This is a genomic window from Phytohabitans flavus (assembly GCF_011764545.1).
In the GTDB taxonomy this organism is placed as follows: Bacteria; Actinomycetota; Actinomycetes; order Mycobacteriales; family Micromonosporaceae; genus Phytohabitans; species Phytohabitans flavus.
The window spans coordinates 4,782,512-4,794,630 of record NZ_AP022870.1 but is presented as its reverse complement, the minus strand read 5'-3'; the positions used below and the strand labels follow the sequence as shown (position 1 = coordinate 4,794,630).

At 69.8% G+C, this 12,119-nt stretch carries 12 protein-coding genes; 2 read left to right on the top strand and 10 right to left on the bottom strand.

Translation table 11 applies throughout. The features are described from left to right. Window positions 1–72: 72 nt before the first annotated feature. Window positions 73–1,068, bottom strand: a complete 996-nt coding sequence (locus Pflav_RS20890; protein WP_173037652.1) for a CPBP family intramembrane glutamic endopeptidase — start codon at window positions 1,066–1,068, stop codon at window positions 73–75. 102 nt (window positions 1,069–1,170) lie between these two features. Between Pflav_RS20890 and Pflav_RS20885 the strand changes: the two genes are divergently transcribed. Together Pflav_RS20885 and Pflav_RS20880 are read left to right on the top strand one after the other, a co-directional pair. Then, window positions 1,171–1,755, top strand: coding sequence for a TetR/AcrR family transcriptional regulator (locus tag Pflav_RS20885; protein WP_173037651.1), 585 nt, complete (start codon window positions 1,171–1,173; stop codon window positions 1,753–1,755). Window positions 1,756–1,793: 38 nt separating this feature from the next. Then, window positions 1,794–2,939, top strand: coding sequence for a glycosyltransferase (locus Pflav_RS20880; RefSeq protein WP_173037650.1), 1,146 nt, complete (start codon window positions 1,794–1,796; stop codon window positions 2,937–2,939). A gap of 401 nt (window positions 2,940–3,340) precedes the next feature. Here the strand turns inward: Pflav_RS20880 and Pflav_RS20875 are convergent, their stop codons facing one another. The 9 genes from Pflav_RS20875 to aceA form a co-directional block, all read right to left on the bottom strand. Continuing rightward, on the bottom strand, window positions 3,341–3,544 hold the full coding sequence (locus Pflav_RS20875) for a hypothetical protein (RefSeq protein ID WP_173037649.1): 204 nt from the start codon (window positions 3,542–3,544) through the stop codon (window positions 3,341–3,343). A 77-nt stretch (window positions 3,545–3,621) separates the two neighbouring features. After that, a complete protein-coding gene (locus Pflav_RS20870; protein WP_173037648.1) occupies window positions 3,622–4,905 on the bottom strand; it encodes a transposase in 1,284 nt (427 codons plus the stop codon). A 209-nt stretch (window positions 4,906–5,114) separates the two neighbouring features. Continuing rightward, window positions 5,115–5,777: a S1 family peptidase gene (locus Pflav_RS20865; RefSeq protein WP_173037647.1), complete on the bottom strand. Its 663-nt coding sequence runs from the start codon at window positions 5,775–5,777 to the stop codon at window positions 5,115–5,117. 53 nt (window positions 5,778–5,830) lie between these two features. Then, window positions 5,831–6,736, bottom strand: a complete 906-nt coding sequence (locus tag Pflav_RS20860; RefSeq protein WP_232071693.1) for a sigma-70 family RNA polymerase sigma factor — start codon at window positions 6,734–6,736, stop codon at window positions 5,831–5,833. Then, window positions 6,733–7,035 (bottom strand): hypothetical protein, encoded by a 303-nt coding sequence (locus Pflav_RS20855; protein WP_173037646.1) that lies wholly within the window; start codon window positions 7,033–7,035, stop codon window positions 6,733–6,735. The genes Pflav_RS20860 and Pflav_RS20855 overlap by 4 nt, the downstream gene beginning before the upstream one ends. 75 nt (window positions 7,036–7,110) lie before the next feature. Next, on the bottom strand, window positions 7,111–8,259 hold the full coding sequence (locus Pflav_RS20850) for a WD40 repeat domain-containing protein (RefSeq protein WP_173037645.1): 1,149 nt from the start codon (window positions 8,257–8,259) through the stop codon (window positions 7,111–7,113). After that, complete coding sequence (locus Pflav_RS20845; protein WP_173037644.1) at window positions 8,256–8,792, bottom strand: SigE family RNA polymerase sigma factor; 537 nt, start codon at window positions 8,790–8,792, stop codon at window positions 8,256–8,258. The genes Pflav_RS20850 and Pflav_RS20845 overlap by 4 nt, the downstream gene beginning before the upstream one ends. Before the next feature lie 381 nt (window positions 8,793–9,173). Further along, entirely contained in the window at window positions 9,174–10,775 is a 1,602-nt protein-coding gene (gene aceB / locus Pflav_RS20840; protein ID WP_173037643.1) for a malate synthase A, read from the bottom strand. Further along, window positions 10,772–12,043 carry an isocitrate lyase gene (gene aceA / locus Pflav_RS20835; protein WP_173037642.1) on the bottom strand — a complete coding sequence of 424 codons (1,272 nt, stop codon included), beginning with the start codon at window positions 12,041–12,043 and terminating at the stop codon, window positions 10,772–10,774. Before aceA ends, aceB begins: the two co-directional genes overlap by 4 nt. Between the last annotated feature and the right edge of the window lie 76 nt (window positions 12,044–12,119).

The following is a 12,119-nucleotide window of genomic DNA, read 5'->3' as shown; positions in this document are numbered from 1 at the left end:
GAGGGTGAGGCCGCGGGAGCGACGGTCTGGACCACCGCGGACATCGCGGTAGCTCAAATAGATCTGGGTCGGTCAGTGGGGTGCGTCTGTTGGCTGGTGGGTGGGCAAAGGGGGCGGTGCCGGGTAGGTCGGGACCTGCGGTTGCGGCTCGGTCCACAGTGGTCGGTCCGGGGAGACGGTCTCGAGTGGGCGGCGGCGGGCGAGGCGGGCTACGACCGCGGCGTAAAGGCAGACGACGAAGGCGTCGAGGACGGCCGTGTGCCACGTTGCATCCGTCAGGGTCTGGTCCGAGTCGAGTTGGTCTAGCGCGGCCATGAGCAGGAAGGAGGCGAGGTTCATCACGACGTGCAGTGCGATGCCGGCTTCGAGTCCGCCGGTGCGCACCGCGAGCCAGCCGGTCGCCCCGCCGAAGACGAGCAGGGCGCCGAAACCCCAGGCGGTGCCCCAGCCGTGGGCCGAGCCGAAGATGACGGCCTGGACCGCGATTGGCAGCCAGGGGCCACGGACGTAGGTGCCCACCGCTTGGAGGAGCCAGCCGCGGAAGGCGTACTCCTCGGCGGCGGCTTGTAGCGGCACCAGCGCGAGGAGCATCGCCGTGGTGGCGAGGACGGCCGGCATGCTCGCCCACGTCGCGGAGTCGTCCACGTCTTCGCCCAACGCGGCGGTGACGGTGAGGTCGAGCCCGAAGAGCACCAGCGTGGCGGCCAGCGCGAGGAGCAGGCAGACGCCGAGCCAGCGCCACCGTACGCGGCCGACCACCGACGACACCGTGCCGGGCGGGCGGAGCTGGATGAGCCGCGCGGTCAGGAGCACCAGCGGGAGTGCGACGGCGAGGCTGGCCAGCGCCACCGCGGTGTCCACCTCCGCGCCGAGTATCGGCACTCCGTCGGCGTCGGTCCGGGCGCCGGCCGCCAGGCCGATGGCCATCGGCGCGCAGATGAGCGGCACGAGCGCTACGACATACCCGACGGCGAAGACCAGGACGCCCACCGGGGGACGCCACCACCGGTGGCGGTCCGTGCGGGCCAAACGGTGGTACGGCGTGCCGGGCGGGGGCCACGTCAGCATGCCGCAGAGGTTAGAGCACATCACGCCCCGGCGGCGTCGCTCGTATTTCGTGTTAGTCGGCGTTGACATGAAATTGGCGCCGGCGGTAGCGTGTGTCACCGGATGGGAAAGCAGCGCGCGTACACCTTGGGAGCGCGGGGCGAGGCGATGGCCGCGACCCGCGAGCGGATCCTGCGTTCCGTGCTCGACCTGAGCGAGGAGAAGATGACCATCGAGATCACTCTCGACGAGGTCGCCTCCCGCGCGGGCACGAGCGTGCAGACGGTGCTGCGGCACTTCGGGACCCGTGAGGGGCTCCTCGACGCGGCGGTCGCCAAAGCGTCCGCCGAGGTCGCCGAGGAGCGCCGGGCGCCGGCCGGCGATCCCGAGGCCGCCATCGGAGTGATCGTCGCGCACTACGAGCGGCGGGGCGACTTCGTGCTGCGGCTGCTCAGCCAGGAGCACGATCCCCGCATCGGCGCGGTCGTGGGGCCGGGCAAGCTGCTGCACCGCGCCTGGGTGGAGGAGATGTTCCAGCGCCAGCTCGACGCCCGGCCGGGCGCCGACCGCGACGCGCTCGTCGACCTGCTCGTCGTCGCGACGGATGTGTACGCGTGGAAGCTGTTGCGCCGCGACCGCGGCCTCGACCCGGACACCACGCGGGCGCGGATGTTCGCCCTGGTCAGCGCCATCCTGGCGGCTGGCTGACTCAGCGCGGTAGGCAGACGTTTGGGATGGGAGCACCCATGGACGCGCTATTCGTCACCATGGACGGCGGCGGAAACCTGCCGCCCGAGCTGGGCATCGCCCGCGAGATCGTGCGGCGCGGTGGCACCGTCCGGTTTCTCGGGCACGAGCCGCAGCGGGCCGCGATCGAGGCCGCCGGCTTCAGGTTCGCGCCGGTCCAGCTTGGCCGGGGGTACGAGTCAGCGGCGCCCCGCAGCACCCTCTCGGCGCTGCGCGACCTGACCGCAGCCTTCGCCGACCGCGGGATCGCCGCCGACGCGCTGCGCTTGGCCAAGGCCGAGCCGACCGACGTCGTGATCGTCGACTGCCTGCTGCTGGGCGCGATCCAGACCCTCGTCGAGGCCGGCGTTCCCACCGTTTCGCTCGTACACACGCTGTGGAGCTTCTTCCAGAAGCAGGCCAGCGGACCGGTCGGCGCGATCATGCGGATGCGCGGCATCCGGATGCGGCGGGTGCTGGAGTCGCCGGCGCTGAGCCTGGTGACCGTGCGCGGCGAGTTCGAGCCGGGCGTGGCGCTCCCGCAGCGGGTACACCACACCGGCGTCGTCTGGCAGGGCACGCCCCGCGCCGCCAAGCCCGCCGGCGACAAGCCGAGGGTGCTCGTGAGCCTGAGCACCACCCGCTTCCCCGGCCAGGAGAAGGCACTCCAGTCCATTTTGGACGGCCTCGACGGGTTGGCCGTCGAGACCGTCGTAACCACAGGGCCCGCGGTCGACCCGGCCGCGCTGCGGGCGCCCACCAACGCGACCGTCCACCGGTACGTCGACCACGCCGCGCTCATGCCGGAGGCCTCGCTTGTCATCGGGCACGGCGGGCACAGCACGACCGCCCGCGCCCTGTCGTACGGGCTGCCGCTGCTCGTCATGCCGATGCACCCGCTCATGGACCAGCCCGCGATCGGCAAGGCCGTCACCCGACTCGGCGTCGGACGCGCGCTCCCGAAGACCGCCAAGCCGGCCGCCATCCGTACCGCCGTCCTCGACCTCCTCGCCGACGGCTCGTGCCGCGCTGCCGCCACGGCGCTGGGGACCGCGATCCGCGAGCAGGAGGGCGCGGTCGTGGCCGTCGACCTGATCGAGTCGACCACCTTCAAACCATCCAGCCGCGGCGCCACCCAACCCCGCGCCGACGCCGGCCGAGGCTAGTCTGTCCACAATGGTGGCCACAGCTCCATCCAGGATGGACATTTTGAGCTACCGCGATGTCCGCCGTGGTCCAGACCGCTGCTCCCGCGGCCTCACCCTCCGCGCTTCACAACCCAACCGCCGGCCTTACGGCCGGCGGCCCCCGACCCGCGTTGACCGGGATCGACCCTCCACACAAGAGCGGGAGGTCGCGCTGCGATTGTGTCGAGAAATTGCCCCTGGAGAGCCTGGCGCGTAATTGGCGGGTGTTGGTGGGTGTGGGGTGGGTGTGGGGTGGGGGTGGGGTGGGGTGGTGGCGTTGTGTGTGGTGTTGGTTGCTTGTTGTGGTGGTTGGGGTGGTGTGGGTGTGGGTGTGTGGCCCTTGGCGGGTGTCGCGGAGGGCTGTGTGGTGGTGGGGGTGTCTAGTTGGGTTTGTGGCGGTGGCGGCTGATTTTGAGGAGGTTGTGGGTGGTGGCCCAGAGGTGTAGTTCGGTGGTGACGTTGTCGCCGCGGGCGTGTATGTGGCGGCCGAAGCGGGTGAACAGTTGGGCGAACAGGGGTTCGATGATGGCGGCGCGTCGTTTGTAGAGTTCCCGGTTTTCGGGGTTGTTGAAGTGGTTGGCCATGGGTTGCCAGCTGTCGGGGATGGTGGGCTGGGTTGGGGGTTGCTGGCTGGTGGGGTTGGTGTGTTTGTTGACGGCGATCAGGAGCAGGTTGGCGGGTTGGGGGTGGTGAAGTTGTCGGTGGAGGCGTAGCCGGTGTCGAAGAGGGCGGCGCCGATCGGGTCGGTGATGGCGGCGGTGTCGAGGTTGGCGCGGGCTTGTTTGAGTAGGCCGGTGAGGGCTTGGGTGTCGGTGGCGTTGGGGTGGGCGTTGATGGCGAGGATGAACTGGCCTTTGCTGGCGAGGGCTTGGATGTTGTGGTGTTGGTCGTAGCCGCCTTGTTTGCTGGGCATGATGGCGCTGGTCGGGTCGGTGGTGTTGATCCGTCCGAGGCTGGGCGGGTGGTCGGTGGTGGCTTGGGCGCGGGCGGTGGCTTTGGCCAGCGCGGCGCGGGCGCGGCGGACCCGGCTGTCGTCGTCGGGTGATGGCGGTGGGTCCCAACCGCCGCGGGGTTTGCCGCCGGCGGCGGTGGTGTGGCTGCGGCGTTCGTGGATGGCGTGGACTTTGGCCAGGGTGTGTTGCAGGCGGTCGTTGGCTTGCTCGACCCGCTGTTGGTCACGTTTGAGTCGGTCCTGCCAGGCGGTGAACTGGCTGGCCGGGTGGGTCTGTAGTCGAGTCAGGGCGGCTTGCCGGTCGTGCAGCATCTTGGTCAGGGTCTTTATCCGCCGCCATCTGGGATCGCTGGTGGTGGTGTCTGGCGTGGCAGCCCGGCGACCGGTGTCGGTGTCGGTGTCGGTGTTTTCGAACAGGGTGGGAACCTGTGCCTTGGGGGTGAGGTGTTCGATCCACTGCTGTTGCGCGGTGGCCAACTGTTGTTGCAGGTCGGTTATCTGGGAACGCAGGTCGGTTTCGTCGACGGTGGCGCCCATCGAGGCGTTGGCGGCCAGTTTGGTGCCATCGCCAGCTACCACGCTCACGTCGACCAGGTCTTCGGCGTGGCCCAGGCGCAGGGTTTGCGGCAGCAGCCCGATGATCGCCGTTGCGTGTATGTCGAGGAATCTGTCGATCGTGGACCTGTCGGGGTAGCGGTTACCGGTGATCAACCGGGCGCCGACGTCGTCGAAGCAGGCAGCGGCGACCTGCCGGCCTGACATGAGCTTCTTGGCCCGACAGTACAAGATCAGTGTCAGCATCACCCGCGGCGCGAATGGCGGCCGGCCACGCCCGTCGGACCGGTAGGCCGCCTCGAACCTGGACAGGTCAAGCTCGTCCACCAGCGCCATCATCTGGAATGCCAGATGATCGACGGGTAGCAGATCACGAGCGTCGGCCGGCAGCAGCGCCGGCTGGGCAGCCGCGTTCGCGGCGATCCAGGCACGTCCCACTCACAAAACCTACTCAAATCATCCGAGCAGGTCGATACCCCTATAAATCACGGTTGAATACCCAACGGCTAGACCTCGAACCCGGACCTACTTGACAGCACCCACCCAACCAATTACGCGCCAGGCTCTGGAGGGGCAATTTCTCACCACGGACAAGCAGAGCGCCCACCGATCAAGGGGAAGCAAGCAATCAAGATTCGCCAGCAAGGTCAGGGCGCCGGGGGTGAGGTGAGCAGGGTCAGGCCGAGCGCGGTGAGCGGGACCGCGACCGGCTGGAAGAAGGTCGTGCCGCCGGTGGTGCAGTTGCCGGTACCGCCGGAAGTGATGCCCTGCGCCTGGTTGCCGGCCATGAACGGGCCGCCCGCGTCGCCGGCCTCGGAGCAGACGTTGGTCCTGGTCAGCCCGTGGATGACGCCGCCGGGGTACGAGATGGTCGCGTTCTTGGCCAGGACCGTGCCGCAGCGCCAGCCGGTGGTGCTGCCGTACCGGCAGACGGCGGCGCCGACCGGGGCGGAGGTCGCGCCGGCCACCGGGATGAGCTGCGCGCCGGCGCGGATTTTGCCCACCGGGGTCCAGCCAGGGTCGAGCCGCACGAACGCGTAGTCGGACGTCGCCGGGCCGAGCGCCGCGACCTGGCCCATCCGCGTGCCGCCGAGCGTGAACACCGGCTCGCCCACCCGGCTGACGCAACGCCGTGCGCTGATGAACCCGCCGACCACCGTGAACGAGACCGAGCACCGGGTGCTCGCCGTGGTCCGGAACGGGTCCCCGCCATAGACGTCAGTGGCGGCGGACGACGGGGTGCTCGGGCCGAGCAGCCCGGCGGTGGCCAGCACGGATGCGGCGGCGATGTGAGCGAGCCTGCGCAGCATCACCTCAGGATAGGCGTGGCGTATCGAAGTGAATACATGCGGCTTCGGTCATATCACCCTGCGGGGGAGAGCGCCGCGTTCTTCTCGGGGTTGAGAATCCACAGCACCTGGTCGATGCCGTCGGTGGAGGCGCTGATTGTCAGCACGCCGTACACCTTGCCGTCGCGCCGCAGCACGGCGGAGGACTGCCCGTTCATGGTGGCGAACTCCACGTCGAGGCCCTCCCAGAACCAGGTGATCGCGTTCATGAACTTCGCCACGCGCAGGGCGCCCACCACGGGCCGGCGGGCGATCTGGTACGCGCCGTTGCCGTCGGAGAGGCTTGTCACCTCCGGCGTGAAGAGCCGCTCCAGCGCGGCCATGTCGCCGGAGCGGGCGGCCGTGATGAAGGTGGTCAGCAGCTCTTTCTGGGCGGCCGCGGTCACCGGCGTACGCCGCTCGCCGGCCATGTGCTTGCGGGCCCGGCTGACAAGCTGGCGCACCGCGGGCTCGTTCAGGTGGAGGATGTCGGCGATCTGCGAGTACGGGTAGTCGAACGCCTCGCGCAGCACGTACGCGGCGCGCTCGTTGGGCGTGAGCTTCTCCATCAGCAGCAGGGCGGCGAACTCCAGGGCCTCGCCGCGCTCGGCGCCCAGGTACGGGTCGGCACTCGTGTCGACCGGCTCGGGCAGCCACGGCCCGATGTACGTCTCGCGCCGCACCCGTGCGGACTGGAGTGCGTTGATGGCCAGGCGGGTGGTCGTGGTCGCCAGGAAAGCGGCCGGGTTGAGCACCGCGGCGCGGTCGGTCGTCTGCCAGCGCAGCCAGACCTCCTGCACCAGGTCTTCGGCCTCGCTGGCGCTGCTGAGCATGCGGTACGCGATACCGAACAAGCGTGGCCGCAAACCCATGAAGACCGCCGCGGCCTCCTCGATGTCGTCCGCGTCCGCGCGCTCGGCATTGACCCCCGAATCCTTCACCGTTTGCCCCCATCCGGTCGTGTCGGCTGGTCGAGTCGCAGCTCCATGAGCGCGCCAACCCCGACGACCTCGCTGCCCGCACGCGCGACGAGCAGGCGCCCCCGTGGACCCAAAAGGTGCGGCAGCTCGTCGGTGAACTCGCGGTGGTGCGCCGCCACGGCCGCCTCCGAGTCGTCGAACACCACGCCGTGGTCCGCAGTGAACCGCTCCCCGCACCAGGCCAGGTACTCCCGGAGGATCTCTTCGGTGATGGCCTCCGCACGCGCGGGCGGGCCATCCAGCTGCTCAATGCTTGCCATGGGTCGAAAGCTACCGCTGCGCAAGCCGGCCCGGGGCACCCCGGGCCGGCACGCGCTCGCGGACTCCGCCAGCGATCAGCGGGTAACAGTGCCGATGATCCGCGTGCCCTCCAGGTGGTACGGCACGTCGTGGGTGGCGATCGTCGCGCCGGAGAGATCCACCACCCGCAGGCTCGCCTGCTCCTTCTCGCCGTCATCAGCCCGGTAACCGGTGACCGAGTAGACCGCCAGGTGTTGTGCGTCGAACCAACCGACGACTCCCCCTTCGAACGGCGGCGACGACACCCCAATTAGCGTGGGGAGCCGGCTCCGCTCGGCGCCGGTGGCGGCGTCGACCACGATGGCGCGATAGCCAGGCGATGAGGCGAGGAGGATCAGGGCACCGTCGGGCGAGTACGCCACCAGCCTGCCTGCCGCCGGTATGGTGCCGGTCAGCCTGCCGGTCAGGTCGTAGGTGCGGATCCCTCTGACCTGAAACGGCCCCGCCTGCTGGCAATAGGACGTCTCCGCGACGCCCTCGCCACCGGGCATCCAGATGACTTCCATGGATATGCACTCGCCGATGGCGGGTCTGGCCAACCGCACCGTAGTGGTGGCCATCGTGTCGGGGTCGGCCAGCACGATCACGGGTAGTTCTTCGGACGGCGGCACGGGCATCAACAGAATCCGGTCGCCGTCCGGCGACCACTCGGCAGCGTCTCGGTAATCGCCGTCGAACCAGCGCACGTCGCCCGTGCGGCGTTCCCACACCCCGACGCGAGTGTCGGGGCCCTCCTGCCACACCAGCGCTCGCTCGCCGTCGGGCGAGGGCAGGACCCGCCGGTACGGCAGCCGCTCGTACTCACCGGTCGCGGGGTTCAGAAGTAGTGAGAAGTAGGCCCCCTTCATTCTGTACACCCCGCAGTCTTTGGGGGGCGTACCCGGGCACCAGGGCTCCGGTGTCGCCGACGGTGCCGGGCCATACTGTTGGCCGAAGGCGACGATGGTGCGAGTCCCCGCGGCGATGGCCTGCGGCGGGGGCGTCGGGTCGGCGGGCCCGACCACCACGCCGGCACCGATCGCGGTGGCGCAGGCGACCGCTGCGCCGCCGACCAGGCCAGCCTGACGCAGCCGCTGGCGGCGGGCCCGCCCGAGCGCGGCGCGGGCGAGGCCACCGGGTACCGGCGCGCTACCGGCCAGGTCCTCGAACGCCTCCCGCAGTATGGTGTCCGTACGGCTGCTCATTTGCCCTGTACCCCCTTCGTTGTGTGTGCCATATCGATGGTTTCCAGCTCCGGGCAGAGCGTGCGGAGCCGGGCCAGGGCGCGTGCCGCCTGGCTGCGGACGGTCGACTCGGTGCAGCCGAGGATCTCGGCGATCTCGGCGTCGGCGCGGTCCTCCAGGTAGCGCAGCACCAGGACCGCCCGGTGCCTGGGTGCGAGGCGGGCCAGGGCATGCCGCAGCACCAGCCCGAGGTCCACGCGGTCGGTCCGGTCGGCGGTGACGGCCAGGTCGGGCAGGTGCTCGACGCTCACCTCGCGCCCACGCCGGCGGCTGCGCCACCAGCTCGCCTGCTCCCGGTACAGGGCCTTGCGCAGGTACGCCTCGGGGTTGTTGTCCCGGATGCGGCCCCAATGCCGCACGCCCCGGGCCAATACGGTCTGGAGCAGATCCTCGGCCTGCTCGCGGTGGCCGGTCAGGGCGAGAGCCGACCGAAACAGGCTGTGTGCGCTCGCCTCGACGAAAGCGCTGAACTCGTCCTCCAGTTCAGCGTCCATCGGCTTCCTCACCAGTCATGGCAGTACAGACGCTAACCGGCACCGGTTTGCTGCTCGCACGTCCGGCTGATTTTTCTGAGATGGGTATTTGCCCCGGTCCGCGCCAGTCGCTGACCGTATGCTCCCGCGGGCACCGCGCAGGTCGGCGGCTCGCTGGCGCTCGCCGAGATCCCCGACCCGCGCTGCCAGGTCCGCGGTCCAAGCCCAACCCCCCAGGGGCCCGCGGCCCGACGAACGGGTCGCGGTCGATCGACCGCGACCCGGGGTGAGTTCAAGGCGAAGGCGGGGTTTGGTTGTGAAGCGCGGAGGGTGAGGCCGCGGGAGCAGCGGTCTGGACCACAACGGACGTCGCGGTAGCTCAAATCTCCATTGTGGACACCGTTAGCTTGGTGGCGATGGCTGCCCGACGAGGTGTTGGGCGTAGGCCTTCGTGGTGAAGAAGGCGGGCAGGTCGTCGCCGAGGGCCTGGGCGGTGAAGATGTCGGCGGCTTTGGCGAGGCGCTCGCGGTCGGGCGCGGAGCGGTCGCGGCCGAGTGCGGTGAGTTCTTCGTCCATGATGGACTGAACCAGGTCCGAGGTGACGATCCCGGCGCCGGCGAGTGGCGTGCCGTGGAGGATCCATTGCCAGACCTGGCAGCGGGCGATCTCGGCGGTGGCCGCGTCCTCCATCAGGTCGAAGATGGCGACCGCGCCAGTGCCCGCCAGCCACGCGTCGAAGTACCGCAGGGCGACCGCGACGTTGTTGCGGACCCCGTGGTAGGTGACCTGGCCCGGTGTCCGGTCGATCGCGAGCAGGTCGTCGGCGGTGACCGACACGTCTTCGCGCAGGCGGTCGACCTGGTTGGGGCGTTCGCCGAGCACAGGGTCGAAGGCCGTGCGGCACACCGGTATCAGCCCGGGGTGGGCCACCCACGAGCCGTCGAAGCCGTCGCCCGCCTCGCGTTCCTTGTCGGCACGGACCTTGTCCATCGCGATTTCGTTGACGGCCGGGTCCTTGCTGGGGATGAAGGCCGCCATGCCACCGATGGCGTGCGCGCCGCGGCGGTGGCAGGTACGGACGAGCAGCTCGGTGTACGCCCGCATGAACGGCACGGTCATGGTGACTGCCGAGCGGTCGGGGAGTACGAAGTCGTCGCGGTTGCCGAAGTTCTTGATGATGCTGAAGATGTAGTCCCACCGGCCGGCGTTGAGGCCCGCCGAGTGCTCCCGCAGCTCGTAGAGAATCTCCTCCATCTCGAACGCGGCGGTGATGGTCTCGATGAGCGTCGTGGCGCGGATGGTGCCTCGCGGGATGCCCAGGTAGTCCTGGGCGAACCTGAAGACGTCGTTCCACAGCCGCGCTTCGAGGTGGCTTTCCAGCTTGGGCAGGTAGAAGTACGGGCCGCGGCCGGCGTCGACAAGCCGCTGCGCGCAGTGGTAGAAGTGCAGGCCGAAGTCGACGAGGCTGGCGGCGATCGGGCGGCCGTCGACCACGATGTGCTTTTCGGCGAGGTGCCAGCCGCGCGGTCGGACCACGATGGTGGCTGTCTGCTCGCCGAGCGCATACCGCTTGCCACCCGGAGCCGTAAAGTCGATCCGGCGGTCGATGGCGTCGATCAGGTTGAGCTGGCCGGAGATGATGTTGTGCCAGGTCGGCGACGTCGCGTCCTCGAAGTCGGCGAGCCAGACCTTGGCGCCGGAGTTGAGGGCGTTGACGGTCATCTTGCGGTCCGTCGGCCCGGTGATCTCGACCCGCCGGTCGTCCAGGCCGGGTGCCGGCGGCGCCACCTGCCACGACAGGTCCTCCCGGATCGCCCGCGTCTCGGGCAGGAACCCGGGGAGCTGGCCGTCCGCGTAGCGGGCGCGCCGGGCCCGGCGCGTGTCGAGCAGCTGGACCCGCCGCAGGGCGAACTCGCCGTCGAGCGCGACGAGGAAGTCGAGGGCCTTGGGGTCGAGGACTTCGGCGAACCGGTCCGCCATCTCGCCAGTGACTTGGATTCTCATGCGAATTGGGCTTCCTCTGTGGAGCCACGCAGGGCGGTGGTCTCGGCGTCCGGGTTGAGGACGGTGCTGACGAGGTCGAAGTAGCCGGTACCCACCTCGCGCTGGTGCTTGACCGCGGTGTAGCCGGCGGCCTCGGCGGCGAACTCCCGCTCCTGCAACTCCACATAGGCCGGCATGCCGGTGGTGGCGTAGCCGCGGGCGAGGTCGAACATCGAGTAGTTCAGGGCGTGGAAGCCGGCGAGCGTGATGAACTGGAACTTGTACCCCATGTGGCCCAGCTCGCGCTGGAACTTGGCGATCGTCGCGTCGTCGAGGTGCTTTCGCCAGTTGAACGACGGCGAGCAGTTGTACGCGAGCAACTGGTCCGGGTGCTGCCGCTTGACCGCCTCGGCGAAGCGGCGGGCCACCTCGAGGTCCGGCGTGCTCGTCTCCATCCACAGTAGATCCGAGTACGGCGCGTAGGCGATGCCCCGCGCGATGCACGGCTCGATGCCCTCGCGTACCCGGTAGAAGCCCTCCGCCGTGCGCTCGCCCGTGATGAACGGCCGGTCCCGCTCGTCGACGTCCGTGGTGATGAGCGTGGCCGCCTGCGCGTCGGTGCGCGCGACGATCACGGTCGGGACGCCGGCGACGTCGGCGGCGAGCCGGGCGGCGTTGAGCGTGCGGATGTGCTGGCCGGTGGGGATCAGCACCTTGCCGCCGAGGTGTCCGCACTTCTTCTCGGAGGCCAACTGGTCCTCCCAGTGCACGCCGGCGGCACCCGCGGCGATCATCGCGGTCATCAGCTCGTACGCGTTGAGCACGCCGCCGAACCCGGCCTCGGCGTCAGCCACGATCGGCGCGAGCCACTCCACCGGCGGCTCGACACCCTCCGCCGTGGTGATCTGCGCCGCCCGCAGCAGCGCGTTGTTGATGCGGCGCACCACCGCCGGCACCGAGTTGGCCGGGTAGAGGCTCTGATCCGGGTACGTGTGCCCGGCGAGGTTGGCGTCCGCGGCGACCTGCCAGCCGGACAGGTAGATCGCCTTGAGGCCGGCCCGAACCATCTGCACCGCCTGGTTTCCGGTCAGGGCGCCCAGCGCGTGCACGTACGGCTCGTCGTGCAGCAACGCCCACAGCCGCTCGGCGCCCCGCCGCGCGAGCGTGTGCTCCTCCTGGATCGCGCCGCGCAGGCGCACCACGTCCTGTGCCGTGTAGGTCCGCTCGACGCCACGCCAACGCGGGTCGGCCGTCCACTCGTCCTGCAACCGTCGCGCGGGTGCGTTCATCGGTCACTCCTTCAGTGCTTCCCCGATCGCGTATCGGGGGCCTGTCGCAAAACTTGGCATCCGAGGTGACGGCCGG